Annotated in this window: 10 protein-coding genes and 1 tRNA gene; 10 read left to right on the forward strand and 1 reads right to left on the reverse strand. The window is 69.8% G+C overall.

From position 1 onward, the window contains the following. Positions 1-88: 88 nt before the first annotated feature. The 6 genes from NAG42_RS22820 to NAG42_RS22845 all read left to right on the forward strand — a co-directional run bounded on the left by NAG42_RS22820 (position 89) and on the right by NAG42_RS22845 (position 8,837). The gene (locus NAG42_RS22820; protein WP_250032826.1) at positions 89-358 is read left to right on the forward strand and encodes a hypothetical protein; all 270 of its coding nucleotides are present in this window, start codon (positions 89-91) and stop codon (positions 356-358) included. Positions 359-552: 194 nt separating this feature from the next. Next, the gene (locus tag NAG42_RS22825) at positions 553-1,023 is read left to right on the forward strand and encodes a hypothetical protein (RefSeq protein ID WP_250032827.1); all 471 of its coding nucleotides are present in this window, start codon (positions 553-555) and stop codon (positions 1,021-1,023) included. Next, on the forward strand, positions 1,020-1,310 hold the full coding sequence (locus NAG42_RS22830; RefSeq protein WP_250032828.1) for a hypothetical protein: 291 nt from the start codon (positions 1,020-1,022) through the stop codon (positions 1,308-1,310). Before NAG42_RS22825 ends, NAG42_RS22830 begins: the two co-directional genes overlap by 4 nt. Before the next feature lie 15 nt (positions 1,311-1,325). After that, positions 1,326-1,694 (forward strand): site-specific integrase, encoded by a 369-nt coding sequence (locus NAG42_RS22835; protein ID WP_250032829.1) that lies wholly within the window; start codon positions 1,326-1,328, stop codon positions 1,692-1,694. A 385-nt stretch (positions 1,695-2,079) separates the two neighbouring features. Further along, positions 2,080-7,473: a diguanylate cyclase domain-containing protein gene (locus NAG42_RS22840; protein ID WP_250032831.1), complete on the forward strand. Its 5,394-nt coding sequence runs from the start codon at positions 2,080-2,082 to the stop codon at positions 7,471-7,473. A 215-nt stretch (positions 7,474-7,688) separates the two neighbouring features. Then, positions 7,689-8,837: a tyrosine-type recombinase/integrase gene (locus NAG42_RS22845; RefSeq protein ID WP_250032833.1), complete on the forward strand. Its 1,149-nt coding sequence runs from the start codon at positions 7,689-7,691 to the stop codon at positions 8,835-8,837. A 240-nt stretch (positions 8,838-9,077) separates the two neighbouring features. On the opposite strand, the gene NAG42_RS22850 is transcribed toward NAG42_RS22845, so the two are convergent. Continuing rightward, positions 9,078-9,162, reverse strand: a tRNA-Leu gene (locus tag NAG42_RS22850). A gap of 187 nt (positions 9,163-9,349) precedes the next feature. Between NAG42_RS22850 and NAG42_RS22855 the strand changes: the two genes are divergently transcribed. The 4 genes from NAG42_RS22855 to NAG42_RS22870 all read left to right on the forward strand — a co-directional run bounded on the left by NAG42_RS22855 (position 9,350) and on the right by NAG42_RS22870 (position 16,249). Beyond that, the gene (locus NAG42_RS22855) at positions 9,350-11,047 is read left to right on the forward strand and encodes a fibronectin type III domain-containing protein (protein WP_284045694.1); all 1,698 of its coding nucleotides are present in this window, start codon (positions 9,350-9,352) and stop codon (positions 11,045-11,047) included. 196 nt (positions 11,048-11,243) lie between these two features. After that, positions 11,244-13,805 (forward strand): fibronectin type III domain-containing protein, encoded by a 2,562-nt coding sequence (locus NAG42_RS22860; RefSeq protein WP_250032918.1) that lies wholly within the window; start codon positions 11,244-11,246, stop codon positions 13,803-13,805. 24 nt (positions 13,806-13,829) lie between these two features. Beyond that, positions 13,830-14,819 (forward strand): AAA family ATPase, encoded by a 990-nt coding sequence (locus NAG42_RS22865; RefSeq protein WP_250032837.1) that lies wholly within the window; start codon positions 13,830-13,832, stop codon positions 14,817-14,819. A gap of 302 nt (positions 14,820-15,121) precedes the next feature. Next, positions 15,122-16,249 carry a DUF58 domain-containing protein gene (locus tag NAG42_RS22870; protein WP_250032920.1) on the forward strand — a complete coding sequence of 376 codons (1,128 nt, stop codon included), beginning with the start codon at positions 15,122-15,124 and terminating at the stop codon, positions 16,247-16,249. Positions 16,250-16,280 lie beyond the last annotated feature (31 nt).

Genomic DNA, 16,280 nt, shown 5'->3' on the forward strand with positions numbered 1-16,280 from the left:
CGAACAACGTCTCCGCGGCGGCTGAATCGGTGCGTACGGCCTCGACCATCGCGGTGACCTCTGGCGGGAGAGCCGCGGCGAGCGACGGATGGGCGAGTTCGTCGGTGCCTGCCACCACAGCGGCGTCGGTGAGGTCGCCGGCAGCGGCGCAGGCCAGCACGAACGGGGCGCCTTTCGAGAAACCGACGCCGCGTGCCCCGGTGAGGTTGCGCAGCCGGATCGTCGATCCGACACGGTGGCGATCGGTGAATACGAACGCGCCTTCACCGCAGGACAGGCCCGACAGATCATCCCGTCCCTGGGGCGCGCAACAACGCCGCCGTGGGGTTGCCGGGGCTCGACCCCGGAGCAGATATGACAAAGGCGGTCATCAGCTCGCACTTGCCGCGAGCAGAGACCGCCCAACCGTCTTTGTGTCCGGAGGGGGACTTGAGTCCTTTTTATAGCATCCCGCACCAAAACGTCCTACTGGCTATCATATCTGCTCCAGCACGCTGCGGTAGCTGCGCTGCTACGAGCCACCCGGAAGAGTCTCGGCCGGCGGTGGGCGCCGTGAGGTCCGTGCCACTGCCCCCACTCGTTCCCAAACTGACCCTGCCGGACCGTCAGGGCGAACGCCGTGTCCTCGGCCGCCGGCGGCAGCCGGCGCTACCACTCCCCCAGGTGCCGGTGCTGCCCCGCCGGGACGTGGTGTCCGGGATGTGCTGGATGGACCGCGCCGGGCGCGTCTCCGACCGGGCCCTCATGGAATGCCTCGGCTGGACGCCGGGCACCCGGGTCGGGTTCACCATCCGCGAGCAGCTGATCGTGGCGGTCGCCGACGAGAACGGCAACCGCCGGCTCGACAACCGCAGCCACCTCTGGCTCCCGCTCAACGTCCGGCACGCCTGCCGGCTCTACGACCGCGAACGGGTCCTGCTCGCCGCACTACCCGGACGGCAGCGGCTGATCATCCATCCGCCCGCCTCCCTCGGGCAACTCACCGCGGCCGCCCACGTCGCCGCACTGGGCGGTGACCTGTGAACGCCACCAACTCGAGACCCGAAGTCCTGCAGGCGGCGCGGGTGCTGTTGCAACAAATGGGCGTCTCCCTCGTCGACCTGATCACCGCACCCGCCGAACTCGGATCAGGAGTGCCCTCGTTCCGCGACTACGTCCCGGTGGTCATGGCCGCGGTCTCCCCCGCCTCCCAGCGCATGTACGGCACCTACTGGAACAAAGCTATCGACCTGTGGGGCGACCGCGGCATCGACCAGATCCTGCCTTCGAGATCGAAGCAGCCATGCGCCACGTCCAGAAGCACGCGCTGAAACGCCGGAACAGCCGTGGCGGGCGCAGCGCTTCGGAACACTTCATCGCCGGGCCTCCGATCCTTATACAAGCGGGCCGTCGCCGACGGACTCATCACGGAAGGCGACAACCCTGCGCGGAAGGTTGCCAAACCCCGCCGGCTGGCCAGCACCCGCACCGCGCTGCCCTACGAACGGCTCGGCGAACTCATCGAAACCGCCAGCGTCACCGGCAACGACCCCGAACTCGACACGCTGATCCTGCGGTTCCACATCGAGACCGCCTGCCGCCGCGGCGGCCTGCTCGGCCTCCGACCCAAGGACCTGGATGTTGAACAGTGCCTGGTCATGTTGCGGGAGAAAGGCGAAACGTTCCGCTGGCAGCCGGTTTCCCCCCCACCCTGATGGCCTTCCTCCAACTACACGTCCAGGAGCGCGACGCCTTCGAGGAAGAACCGCTGCTGCGGTACCGCAATGGACGAGCGGTCGGACGACGCCGCTACGACTACCTGTTCGAGCGACAGGTCGTCGGCGCCGGTGACGCGGTCTTCGGCGGCAGCCGCCGCGGACCCGCTCCCGGTTCAGGACCAGCGCCGCGATGTGCGCGCAGGTCCGTCGACAAGACCGCACCTTGGCGGCCGGGCACCCTATGGCTACCGGCTCGTCGACGCCGGGCCCCGTCCAAACCAGGTCCACGCTCCCTGCACCGATACTATCCAGGCGCGTCGCCGCCCGAGTCGCGAACAGCGCGTTTCGCTCAAGTGCGCGGCAGGAACGTCGATAGCCAGGTATGACCTCCGCATCGCCCTTCGCCGCGACAACGGTCACGGACGGCCCGCGCCCTCCGGGGTACGTCGTTCTGGGCACCTTGGGGCAGGGTCACCAGGGCACGGTCTACCGCGTCCAGCGCGACGGTGCGGAGTTCGCGTTGAAGGTGCTCGCCGCCGGGGCGGAGACCGGCACCTCACCGGCGGCCGCGCGCCGGGAGGCCGCGAAGCTGGCGACGATTCGCTGTCCCGGCGTGCCGAGGGTGTACGAGGTCGGGTCGGTGGAGGGCCGGCCGTACCTCGTCATGGAGGTGGTGGAAGGCCGTCCGCTCAGCGACGCCTTGCGTCCAGGGCCGCTGCCGTGGGACACGTTGCTGCGGACCGCAATCGGCGCCGCTACAGTGCTGGAAGCGGTACACCGCGCCCAACTGCTGCACGGCGACGTCAAACCGGACAACATCATCCTCGGCGAGGACGGCGTCGTCCGGCTCATCGACTTCTCGTTGGGCGCCCAGCTGTCCGCCGCCGATGCCGACGGCCGCGTCGCCGGCAGCGCCCTCTACAGTTCGCCCGAGCAGAGCGGAATGCTGGAACGGGCGTTGGACGCGCGCGCCGACCTTTACTCTTTGGGTGCGGTGCTCTTCGAGGCGGCCACCGGAAAGCCACCGTTCACCGCGCCCGACCTCGGGCAGCTGCTCCGGCAGCACGCGCTGGCACCACTGCCCGACCTTCAGCAGGCCGCCCCGCACCTGCCGGCGGCGTTCACGCGGATCCTCCAACGGCTGCTCGCCAAGGAACCAGACGATCGTCACCAGAGCGCGTCCGATGTGCTCGCGGACCTGCGGTTGGCGGCGGCAGAGCAGGGTGACCCGGGCGACGTGCCGGCTACCGAGCAGCGAGCGCGGGACGAGGTTCCGCTCATCGGCCGCGACGCTGAACTGACGGCCCTGCGCGACGGGTGGACACAGGCGCTGGCCGGCCGGGGCGGCCTGGTGATGGTGACCGGGGTTTCCGGCGTCGGCAAGAGTCACCTGGTCCGCGAGCTCACACACAGCCTGCCGACCAGCTCTCCCGTGCTGCACGGCGTCGGCGTCCACGGGACGAAGCAGCCCCTTGCGCCGCTGCGCGCGGCCATCGACGGATATCTTCGCGAGCTGGCGCAGCTGCCTGACAGCGAGGCGGAGACTGCTGTGCAGGTGCTGCGGACGGCGGCCGCGGACACGGCCGACATGATCAGTCATCTGTCGGACGGGCTGTCGACCGCTCTGGGCACGCCGGCGTCCGCCGGTAGCGCCGTCGACGAGACGCGCCACACCGCCGCAGTGGCCAGCTTCCTGCTCGAGCTGGCCCGTCGCAGCAACGGCCTGCTACTGCACCTCGACGACCTGCAGTGGTACGACCGTTCCACCGTACGAGTGCTGGAGCAGCTCGCTGCCGAGGCGGACCGGGCGCCTCTGCTCGTCGTCTTCACCGTCCGCTCGGAGGAGGCCGATGCCGAGCCGGTGGCCGCTGTGCGGGAAATGCTCGGCGATCAGCTGACCACTGTGACGCTGCCTCCCTTGGACGTTGCGGCGACGGCTGCGCTAATTACCACTGTCAACGGCGGGCTGGCGATCAGTGACCAGCTCGCCGCGCGGCTGGCGGCCCGCAGCGGGGGAAATCCGTTCATCCTGACCGAGTACGTGCGGGCGCTGATCGACGCCGGCGTCGTCACCGTCAGCTGGGGCGAATGGCGCGTCGACGTCGCCATGCTCGATGGCCTCACCCTGCCCCAGGACGTCTCCGATCTGGTGCGGCGGCGCGTCGATGCGCTGGACGCGGCGAACCGCCACGTTCTCGGGACCGCCGCCACCGCCGGTTTCCGGTTCCAGGCTGACGTTTTGGCCGCCGTGGAAGGACTGTCGCACCGTTCCGTCGTCACCCTGCTCACCGACGCCGCCCGGCTCGGGCTGGTCGAGGAACTCGAGGAAGGCGTCTACGGGTTCCTGCACGAGCGCATCCGCGAGGCGCTGACGGAGCAGTTCGACGAGGTGAGCCGGCAGCGCCTGCACGACCGCATCGCCGACGTGCTGGACCGGGACACCCCATCGACCGACGCCGACGTGTACGCGCTCGCCCACCACCGGATGAGCGGCACCCCCGGACACGATGCGACCGCGACCTTCGCCGCGTGCCGGGCGGCGGCCGAGCTCGCCCTGACCGATTGGGCCCCGGAGACGGCCGCGGTGATGCTGGAACACGCCGCGGCGGTCGCCGACGAAAACGGCATGCCGACGGACGACACCTTCGGCGAACTGCTCGCCACGGCCTATCACCGATCCGCCCGGCTGGACGACGCCGTCGCCGCCGTGCACGCGGCCGTGGAGCGCGCGACCGATCCCCTGCGGCGGGCCCACCTGCTGCGCCTGCTGAGCATGGTGCACCAGTCCGCTTGGGACACCGAACGGCAGATCAGCGCCGCCGAGCAGGCCCTGGCCGAGCTGGGACGACCCCTGCCTCACCGCAGCGCCGGCCGGGCGTTGTCCTCGGTCGGCTATTTCCTGCTGAGCGTGTTGATCCAGCTCACCGGGATCGGCGGCAGCACCAGAAACCCACGAACGCGCGACCGCTACCTGCTGCAGTGCGCCCTCTACGAGAGTCTGGGCGCGGCGTACACCCGTGAGCTGCAACCGGCCAAGTCCGTAATCTTCGCCCTGCGCGCGCCCTACCTCACCCGCCGCACCGGCCGGTCCACCGAGGGCGTGCGCGCGATCACCGCGGTCGCGCTGCTATTGGAGTTCACCGGCTTCCCGCGGCTGGCGAACCGGGTGTCGTCCCGGGTCGCCCAGGACGCCGCCGCGCTCGGCGACCAGGCGCTCATGGCCCACGTCGCGTGGAGCCGAGCCATCGCCCGGCACGGCAGTGGCCGGGACGACGGCACGCAGATACGCAGGATGCTGGACGAGCACGGCCGCTGGCTGGACTTCGGCCTGGCGCTCGACGCATACGCCGTACTGTCCTGGGATTGGCTGCTGTGCGGCGACATGGCCACTGCGGAGACCGGTCTCGATCAGGCTCGTCGCCGTGCCACGGTGAGCGGGCAGAGCCGGCGCAGTGCCGTTGTGGCGGCTGACGCCTGCCTGCTGGCGCTGCGCGGGCGTGCGGGCGAGGCGGCGCTGAAGCTCAACACGATCGCCAGTGGAGAGATACCGCTGCACCAATGGGTCGACCTTCTGATCGGCCGGGTGCAGACGGCGATCGAGCGCGGCGATTTCGGCGAGGACTACGAGCGCGCGATGGCAGAGTTCGACGCGTACGGGCTAACACCCCGTGACCTGCTGCCCGCTCAGCACACCTTCTACTGCCTGCGGGCGTACGCCGAGTTGGAGCGGTGCCGTACGGTCCCCGAGCAGGACCGGCCGGCTCAGCTGGTAGCGGCACGCGCCGCCCTGGCGACCCTGGGCAAGGTGGCCTACCGGCCCATCCTGCGCGCATATCACCGCGTCGGCCGGGCCGCGTTGTGCGTGCTCGACGGCTCCCCCGGCAAAGCGCTGGAGCGGCTCACGGCGGCCGCTGCCGACGTACGAGCCGTGGACGCGCCACTGCTCGAATACGAAGCAGCACGTATCCAAGCGCACGCCTTGGCGGCTCTGCAGCTGCCGCAGCACGCCCGCCGCCAGGCCAACTTCGCCGCAACCGTGGCGCACTTCCAGGGCTGGCCCCACCGCGTCCAGCGGCTCATGGCCGAGTTCGGTTTCGCCACCTCCGCCGAGGACATCTCCGTCCGCTCGGGCGCCGCCCGTTACCGCGACGCCCAGCGCCAGTCGGCACTGCAACAGGTCAGCCTCGCCGCGGCGCGCGTTCTCGACCCGGCCCAGCTGGTCCGAATCGCTCTCGACGAAGTGATCCGCATCCTCGGCGCCGAACGTGCGTTCCTGCTCCTGGAAGATGACAGCACCGCAGGCCTGGGATCCCACGTCGGCCGGGACGCCTACAGCCAGGACCTGGTGCAGGCCCATGGCTACAGCACCCGCATCGTCGATCAGGTCCGCGCGGGGCGACGTGCCGTCGTCGTGACCGGAACCGACCGCGGCGAGCTGCCGCGATCCGACAGCATGATCGAGTACGACCTGCGCAGCATCGTGGCGGCGCCCATCGTGCTCGACGACCGGCTGCTGGGGGTCGTCTACCTGGACAGCAGGCTCGCCAAGGGCGTCTTCACCGGGGCTGACCTGGAACTACTGACGGCGGTCGGCCATCAGATCGCGATCTCCCTCGAGACAGCCCGGGCGGCGCAGCTGGAGGTGGCGGTGGCCACCGCACAGCATCAGCGAGACCTGGCCGAGTTGCTGCGGAAGGCCATGACGTCCTTCGCCGGGACTCTAGACCCGGAGGACGTCCTCGATCGGCTGATGGTTGCGGTGCGTCAGACCGGGGCCACAGACCATTTCGGCCTGATCACAGCGGCGGAGGATGCGGCCGCATTGACGGTGCGGTATCACGACGGCGACGAGACCCGGCGGCGGCTGGTCGAAGGCATGCCGGAGGAATTTTCGGCGTTGCTGCGGTATGCCCATCCGACGCCACCCCAGCACGGCCCCGCGGCGTCCGGCCTGGCCCGGGTCGGCGCAGCCCTAGCCGACTGCGGCGTGACGTCACACGACAGCTGGCGACTGATCCCCTTGACGGTCCGCGACGGCCAGCTCGGCATCCTGCTGCTCGGCAGTGCCGCGCCGGCGGGCAGCACCGCTGATCCTCAGGTCATCGCGACGCTGGCCGGGCAGGCGATGACGGCGTACGAGAACGCGAGGTTGTTCGCCCAGGTCCACCACATGGCCGCAGTCGATTCCCTGACCGGCATCGCCAACCGGCGCTCCTTCTTCGACCGGGCCCAGCAGGAGTTCGCCAGCGCTGGCGAGCGTCACCGGGGCGCCGTGCTGATGATCGACGTCGACAACTTCAAAAAGATCAACGACGGGCACGGCCACCACATCGGCGACGAAGTGCTCCGCGGAGTCGCCGCACGTTTGCAGGCGAGCTGCGGCACCACCGATCTCGTGGCGCGATACGGTGGCGAGGAGTTCGTCGTCCTGCTACCCGACGGCGGCGAGCAGGCTTCGGCCGTCGCCGAGCGGATCCGCTGCGAGGTGGCCGGCACCCCGATCGCCACCTCAGCCGGTCCGGTGCCGGTGACCGTCAGCGTGGGTGCCACACCCACCGTCGGAGTGACTGCCGTCGACGCCGCGTTGACCCGCGCCGACTCGTGCCTATACGAGGCCAAACACGGCGGCCGCAATCGCGTCGTGGTGGCTGAGGCCGGCGCAGGGGCCGGGCCTTCGTCAGTCTCGACTGCCGAGGCCAACTCCGACGGGCATGGTCCGCGGTCTGCGCGCCTCGGGCGCACCGCCTTGCCTGCGGGCGGCGGCGTGCCGTCATGAATACGGGAGCCGTCGTCACCCTTGTCGTGGGTGCGTGCTCACCCTGTGCCGGAGTGGTCCTGGACGAGGTGAGCGAAGGCCTTTTCGAGCAGCCTTGTAGTGCTGGTCCGACTGGAGCGGCCCGGACGATCCCGGGCTGATCACCTACTGGCTTTTCCCACCGAAAGTCCTTGCGCTGATCCTCCACGCCTACACCGATGACCCGATCAACCGCCGTGACGACGCCGAACGCTGAGGGAGCCAGCCAGACCGAAGGCAATGTAGCTCTGGTCGCTGCCCTCATGGCGCAGCTCAATATCACCGCCGACCAGCTTCCCCGCACCGACGCTCCCCCACGCCCGAGCCGGACCGTTCCTACCTTCGACGAATACATCCTCCAGGTCGCCGCTGGTGTGGTCGCCGGAACTCGCCGCGTCTACGACACTTACTGGCGGCGCATACGCGAGCGATGGGGACACCGGCGTCTCGATGAGCCCACGCCCTTGGAGATCACACAGTTCGCCCAGGAAGTCCGCGATGGCGCCGTCGTCCGCCGCAACCATCGAGGCGGAGCCGGCGCCGCCGAACACCTCATCGCCGCCTTCCGCTGCATCTACCGCTACGCCGTCGCGGACCGGCTCATCGAGGCAGGAAACAACCCGGCCGCTCGTGTCGACAAACCCCACCGCCAGCCCAGTCTGCGGCACGCACTCCCCGACCCCGCTCTCGCTGCGATCGTCAAAGTCGCCGGCGAAACCCGCAACGACCCCAACTTGGACCTGCTGATCCTGCGCCCGCACATCGAGACCGCGTGCCGCCGCGGCGGGGCACTCGCGATCAGACGCCACGACCTGGACACCGACCAGTGCCTCGTGTTGCTCCGGGACAAAGGCCAAACTCAACGCTGGCAGCCGATCTCGCCGACCCTCACCGCAGCGCTGGTCGCCCATCACAACGAACGCTCAGACGGCAGCCCAGATGAGCAGCTGCTGCGCTACCGCAGTGGCCGCGCCGTCGGCCGCCGTCGCTACGACCATCTCTGGCAGCGCATCGGCACCTACCTACCCTGGGTGGCCGTCCAGCAGATCAGCGTCCACTGGATACGCCACACCACCCTCACCTGGATCGAGCGGCACTTCTCCTACGCAATCGCCCGCGCCTTCGCCGGCCACGCCGGGGGCAGCGAAGCCGGCACCACCGCGACCTACGTCAAAGCCACCCTGCAGGAACTCGCTCGAGCACTCGCGACGATGACCGGAGAACCACATCCGATCGCCGACATGGACCCCATGGCAACGATGCTCCGCGCCGAAGCCCCAACCTGGTTGAACGATCCACCTCGACTTCCAGACAAGGCCTCGGCAGAGGTTTCAGAAGACGCGTGACCGCGTTCACCGGCGTGGGATCGTCCCTGCTCAGAGCACCTAACAAGGCATAATCGTCCCTGCTCAGAGCACCTAACAAGGCATAATCGTCCCTGCTCAGAGCACCTAACAAGGCATATAAGTAACGGCCAGCCGCCTCGGCTGGCCGTTACTTATATGCCTTGAGACGAACCCAAGATGGGTCATCTGGATATCATGTGCCCATGAACACCCATGCTGTGCATGGATGCTACGGATTTGTGTCCGGAGGGGGACTTGAACCCCCACGCCCGATAAAGGGCACTAGCACCTCAAGCTAGCGCGTCTGCCATTCCGCCACCCGGACCTGCACTACAGCCTACCTGGGCCGATATCCGATTTTCCAACCGGAATCGGCGACCCGGCGGGCCGCACAGGAGAGAACTTTACACGGTGCCTGGGAGGGGTTGCAGGGAGGGTGGGGCACGGACATTCTGGGGCATACGACCGGCTTTGGTGGGGTGGTCTGGCGCCTGGAGGGTGCAGCGGGCAGCATGGCCTGCGTGTCGCAGCCCTCCCCGCTTGAACCTGCCCGGCAGCGTGCGCTTGCCCTTGCCTCGTCGGGGGACCTTGCGGGAGCGCGTGCGGTGCTGGAGCACGCCGTGGAGCTGGGGAAGGTCAACCTGTCCGAGGATGACCCGGATGTGCTGGTCACGGCCCTTCAGCTGGGGACTGTTCTGCAGCAGGCCGATGATCCGTCGGCGGCTCGGCGGGTGCTCGAGGAGGCCTACGCGGCTGGGCAGTGGCGGCTGGGCGACTCCGATGCGCTGATGGTGCGGATCTCGCACGACATCGGTGTGGTGGCTGAGGAACTGGGCAACCGGCATGAGGCTCGCAAGGCCTTCACGCGGGTGGCTGAGTTCGGGCCGGCGGCTCTCGGCGCCGGGCACCCGGCGGTCGCCCGGGCAATGGCTTATCTCGGGCCAGGTCAAGGCCCTTCCCCCGTACGCGGGGAGTTTGCGCCGCCGCAGCCGGTCGCGCAGCCCCGGCCAGCCCCGGCCGTGCCGCAACAGCAGGCTCCATCGCCACTGGAAGCTGCGGTACCGCCACCGCAGCACAATCCGTTCCGGCCGGCCACGGCTGCGCCGGAGCAGGCTGCTTTTCCGCAGGCGCAGCCACCAGCGCAGCCCAGCCCATTCTCCGGCGACGAAGATTCCGATGCGGCGGACAACAACCCGACCAGGGTGTTCCCAGCCATTGATCCGGAAGCGCCGCCCGCGCGCCCCGGGGCGGTTCAGCCGCCGTCTCCCACCAATCAGCACGTCTGGACCGGCCCGATCGCCGAACCGCGGGCCAACCCGGTCCCGGCTCCCCGGTCCAGCCCGGTCGAGGAGCCGACAATCGCTCAGCCGATCCTCAGCCCGCCGCCCGAGCCGACGTTTCTACCGCCGGCAGCGTTCGACAGCCCCCACATCCCAGCTCAGCGCCCGGCGCCCGGCTACCCAAGCGCCCCATCGAGCAGCCCGGGCCACCCGAACACACCGTCGAACAGCCCTAACTACCCAGACCCGCCGTCGAGCGGCCCCGGTTATTCGAGCGCACCGCCAGACAGTCCCGGCTACCCGAGCGCACCGTTCGATAGCCCGGGCCACCCGGGCACGCCGGCGAACGATCACGGCTACTTGAGCGCACCGTTCAACAGTGCGGGCTACCCGGGCACGCCGGCGAGTGGCCCCGGTTACCCGGGCGCGCCGGGCAGCACCCAAGTGTTCGCGCCTGCGTACCCGTCTGACGAACCCCCTCCGTACGCGCAAGGAAGCTCGACCCCCACCGGGCGTAAGGGACTCGGGGTTTTCGCGGCTATCGCCGCTGTTCTGGCGGCCGTCATCGCGGTGGCTGCGCTGGTGTTTGTGCTTGCCAACCGTACGAGTGACTCGTCTGACAATGGCAATGTGCCAACTCTGGCGGGGCAGGCACCGACCGGTGTCGAGCTGCGGGACACCGGGACTGTCATCGACGTCACCTGGACCGATCCGACTCAGTCGTCGGTGTCCTTCATGGTCATCATGGGGCGGCCGGGGCTCGAGTTGAAGCCGGTGGGGACGCTGGGACCTGGGCAGACATCGTTCGAGATGAGTGGGCTCAATCCGAGCGTGAACTACTGCTTCGCGGTGGTCGCCGTCTACAGCGGGAACCAGTTCGCTACGTCGCCTCAGGCGTGCACGAAGCGGGCTTCGGCTACTCCACGATAGATCTTCGTGACTCTCCGGAGAGGATGATCACGGAGAGCGACCAGACTTATCCACAACGGGTATCGAGGCTTGCCGAACTCCCCCTATGATGGCCTGCGTTCCAGGTCCAGACGGGGAGGAAGTGGCAGTGACCAGCGCAGACGAGGTGAGCATCGACCGGCCGAGACGCAAGTGGCGTCGCGGTTACCTGGTCACGATGGGCACCGTCCTGAGTCTTGCGGGTGGTCTTGCGCTCACCGTGCTGGGGCTGGGTTCGGCCGATCAGGCCGTGGCCAGTTTCGACGCCGCGTCCTGGGTGTGGAGCAAGTCCAAGGGCGAGATCGCGCGGATCAACGGCGTCACGGCCAAGGTGGACACGCGGGTCGACGTGCAGAAGGCTCGCGGCCACGCCGTGCAGGTGGTGCAGAACGACCGCTTCGTGATCTTGCGGGATGTCAACACCGGCGCGATCGGGTCGATGGATCTGACGACCTTGCAGGAGTTCTGGAATTCGTCGACCACCTCGGGCATCGGGGTGCGGGTCGCGCTGCACGAGGATTCCGTCTTTGTGATCGACACCGTGCAGGGATTGGTGCAGCAGCTCGACCCGCGCTCGCTGGGCAATGTGGGCAATCCGCTGCGCTTCGCGCCGGGGATCGCCGGTGGGGTCTTCGACGGCAAGGGCCGGCTGTGGGTTGCGGCGCCCAGCGAGGGTACGGTCACCGCGATCACCCCCGTGCCGACCTCAGCGTCGGGTGCGCCGGCCGGCAGCGGCGAGCCGCAGCGGGTGCGCACCGAGCCGGTGGCCGAGCCGTCGCACGACCTGGCGCTGTCCACGCTGACCGACGGCGTGGCCGTGCTCGACCGCACCAACAACAAGCTGCACACCATCCGCGGCGACCAGCCGGGCAAGGACAGTCAGACGTTGCCGCTGGCCGGGCCGGGCACGCTGGCCCCGCACACCGACGGCAAGCGGGTGCCGGTGACCGTGCCCGACGCCCGGCACGTCTACGTGGTCGGTGACGACGGGTTCCGCAGCGATTTCACCGTGCCCGGTGACGGCGAGGACCTGCAGCCCGCGGTGGCCTGGGAGGGCTACTTCTACGTGGCCGACGCCAGCGGCTCGGTGCGCGTGTTCGACTCGGCGGGCAAGCGGCAGAAGGACATCCGCTTCCGGAACCCGGGCGGGCCGCTCGAGCTCGACGTGCGCGAGGGCTATCTCTTCATCAACGCGCCGGGCTCGTCGACCGCGCGGGTCGTGGACGGCTCGCACGGGGTTCGCACGGTCAACAAGTACGCCGACGACGTGCTCGGCGGCGACGCGCCACCCACGCCGCCGCAGGCTCCTCCCCCGCCGCCCAAGCCCAAAAAGCCGGTGATCACCAAGCCCAGCGCGCCGCGCAACGTGCGAGCCGCCGCGGGTAACGCCGAGGCCCGGGTGACCTGGCAGGCCGCGCGGGACAACGGTGCCTCGATCACCCGCTACGTCGTGGCCGGGGCCGGCCGCACCTTCCAGGTGGGCGCCGACCAGCGCGCGCTGACCGTGACCGGGCTGGTCAACGGGCAGACGTACGAGTTCGCAGTGCGCGCGGTCAACAAGAAGGGCGAAGGCCCACCGCGGACGAGTAATGCCGTGCGCCCGACCTCCGAAGTGCCGGACGCGCCGACCGCGGTGACCGCCGAGGCCAAGCCGGACGGTTCGGTGGTGGTCAGCTGGCCGCCGGCCAACGGGCAGGGCCTGGACATCCGCCGGTACACGGTCACCGCGATCTCCGAGGGTGGCAGCGCCCCGATCGGTGAGGCCACCGAGCCCACGCTGACCATCAAGGACGGCGAGCTCGAGTACGGCAAGCAGTACGCGTTCACCGTCGTGTCGATCAACGAGCGCGGCGCCGGGTCGAAGGCGTCACCGGTCAGCGGCAGCGTGGTGCCCTTCACCAAGCCGGGCAAGCCCGAGGGCACCGACGCGGCCACCGCCGGCGACCAGGCGGGCTCCATCCAGGTGGCGTGGCAGCCGTCGGCCGACAACGGGCGGCCGGTTACGAAATACGTGGTGAGCGCGGGCGATCAGAGCCTTGACGTCACCGACGGCACGGCGGCCACGCTGACCGGGTTCGAGGCCGGTGCCACGGTCGCGGTCGAGGTGCGCGCGGTCAACGAGGCCGGCGAGAGCGAGCCGGGCACGGCCACCGCGCGGACCGTCGCGCTGCCGCGGATCACGGTCACCGGGGTCAACCCGACGTTCAACACGGCGACGGTGTCGTTCAGCGTCGACGCGGGTGGCGGCACGGCCAGCTGCTCGGTGGCGTCCTCCGGCGGCGGGGGCTCGGCCGCGGGCAGCTGCGGCAGCCTCAAGGTGGCGAGCCTCAAGCCGAGTACGAAGTACACGTTCACCGTCACGGCCAAGAACGCGGCGGGCACGGTGAAGGCGACCACCACCGCCACCACGGATGCGATCTTCGGCGTGGCCACCTGCAAGAACGGCGCCGAGGGGGAGACCGCGACGTACTGCAACAAGGAAGTCGACGGCCGCAACGGCAACGAGATCTTCAGCGTCACCAAGCAGGACGACGACCGGCAGGTCGGCTGGGCCAAACCGGGCACCCGGCTGGAGGCCTACTGCAAGAAGTCGGGCGAGTTGGTGTACGCGTACATCTACAACAACGAGAAGCGCAGCACCTGGTGGGTGCGGGTCAACTACAGCGGCAAGAACTACATCCCGTGGGCGTGGCTGAACCTCGAAGGCGGCGACAACCTGAACAACCTGCCGACCTGCTGAGCTGAGCTACTGGGGACAACAGACGTGACGGAACCACTGCCGCCGCAGCACATCAACGGCTTCGCCGAGGTCGCGGGCGCGCTCGCCGACCGGATCGGCACGGTCGTGCTGGGCAAACCCGACGTGGTGCGGCTCGCGCTCACCGCGATGTTCGCCCAGGGGCACGTGCTGCTCGAGGACGTTCCCGGGGTGGGCAAGACGACGCTGGCCCGGGCGCTGGCGGCGTCCATCCAGGGACAGTGGCGGCGCATCCAGTTCACGCCCGACCTGCTGCCGTCCGACGTGTCCGGTGTCACGATCTTCAACCAGGCGTCGCGCGGGTTCGAGTTCCACCCGGGGCCGGTGTTCGCCAACATCGTGATCGCCGACGAGATCAACCGGGCGTCCCCCAAGACGCAGTCGGCGCTGCTCGAGGTGATGGAGGAGCGCCGGGTCACCGTGGACGGGGTGCCGCATCCGGTGCCACAGCCGTTCCTGGTGGTGGCGACGCAGAACCCGGTCGAGATGGACGGCACCTACCGGCTGCCCGAGGCGCAGCTCGACCGGTTCCTGGTGAAGTTGTCGGTCGGTTACCCCAGCGAGGACGTCGAGGTGGAGGTGCTGCGCGGGGCGGCGCTGCGCTCCCCCGACGCGCTCGAGCCGATCACCGACACGGCCGTGATCGGCGAGATGGTGCGGATGGCCACGCGGGTGCACATCGCTGACCCGCTGTATACGTACGCGGTGCGGTTGGCGGCCGCGACACGCAACCATCCGCAGGTGCGGGTCGGGGTCAGCCCGCGCGGGGTGATCGCCCTGACCCGGGCGGCGTGTGCGTACGCGCTGATCAACGCGCGGGGGTACGTGCTGCCGGAGGACTTTAAGACGTTGGTCGAGCCGGTGTTCGCGCACCGGGTGCTGCTGTCGGCCGACGCGCAACTGCGCGGGGTCACCGCGGCGGAGGTGCTGGCCGACGCGGTGCGTTCGGTGCCGGTGCCGCTGCCCGAGACCAACCGCGTCGCGGCCGGGGCGTGAGCACACCCGCGACCGCCGGAGAGCCGCCGCTGCCGGCCGGCAGCGCTCCGCCGACCGGCGGCGGCTTCTCCCCCACCGGCGGCGGCTCTCCCGCTGGCAGCGGCTCTCCCGCTGGCAGCGGCTCTCCCGCTGGCAGCGGCTCTCGCGCCAGCGGCAGTCTCTCCTCCGGCAGCGACGCACTCTCCCCCATTGGCGACGGCTTCTCCCCCGCCAGCGGCGGCTTCTCTGCCGCCGGCACATCAGCTAGTCGCGGGCGGGTTGCGGTCGGGGATCGGCTGCGTCGGTGGCGGCGTAGCACGGGGTTGACGGCGCGCGGCTACGGGATCGTGCTCGCTGCGGTGGGGCTGCTTGTCGCTGGGTTCCGGTTCGGATATCCGGATCTGGCGATGCTCGGGGCGGCGGCGGGTGTGGCGCTGGGCTGTGCGGTGGGTTTCGCGTCGTGGCGGCCGCGCCTGGGGGTGGATCGGGTGGCGGAGCCTGATCGGGTGGCCCGGGGTGAAGCGGCGCGGATGACGCTGACGGTGCGCAATACGAGCCGGCTGCGGGCGGCCAATCTGGTGGCGTCCGACCGGTGTGGGAGCAGGGCGGTTCCCGTACCTCTGTTGCGGTTGCGGCCCGGGCGGGACACGACCGTGGGGTATCCGGTGCCGACGAGCCGGCGGGGCATTGTGGCGATCGGGCCGTTGCGGGTGACGCGGGGGGATCCGCTCGGGCTGGTGACGCTGGCTCGGACGTACGGTGAATTGGCCGAAGTGTGGGTGCATCCGCGGATCCATCTGCTGCGGGCGGTGCCGGCGGGGATGGCGCGCAGCCTCGATGGGCGCGTCGACAAGGTGCCGCACGGGACGATCACGTTCGACACGCTGCGCGAATACGTCATCGGTGACGAGTTGCGGCGGGTGCACTGGCGTTCCAGCGCCAAGGTCGGCGAGCTGATGGTGCGCGAGCAGCTCGACACCTCCGAGCCGACGATCGTGGTGCTGCTCGATGACCGTGCCGCCGCCCATCCGGATCTCAGGGACGGGACGGCCGAATCGTTCGAGACGGCGTGTGAGGCGGCGGCGTCGATCGTGGCGGCGGCGGTGCGCGAGGACATTCCGGTCAGCCTGCATCTGATAACCGACGTGGTCAGCGGGCCTTATCTGGACGTGCTCACCCAGGCTTCGCTGCGGCCGGGCGATCTGGCGGCGACTTTGCGACGCGTACGGGCCCAGCGGCTCGGCGACACGCTCGTGTTCCTCACCGGGCCCGGTGGCCGCGATGACCTCGGCGCGGTGAGCGCGTTGCGCGGCCCCTACTCCGTGGTGCTGGCCGGGCTGTTCGGCGACCGCGACGGCGCGCCCGTCTCGACCGGCGACGGTCTGATCGTCATCGAGGCCGCCGACGGCGACGAGTTCGCGGCCGCGTGGGACGGGGTCCGCGGATGGTGAGCCGGGTGCTAGCAGCCGTGTGGGGTGGGGG

Source organism: Paractinoplanes maris, from assembly GCF_023544465.1.
In the GTDB taxonomy this organism is placed as follows: Bacteria; Actinomycetota; Actinomycetes; order Mycobacteriales; family Micromonosporaceae; genus Actinoplanes; species Actinoplanes maris.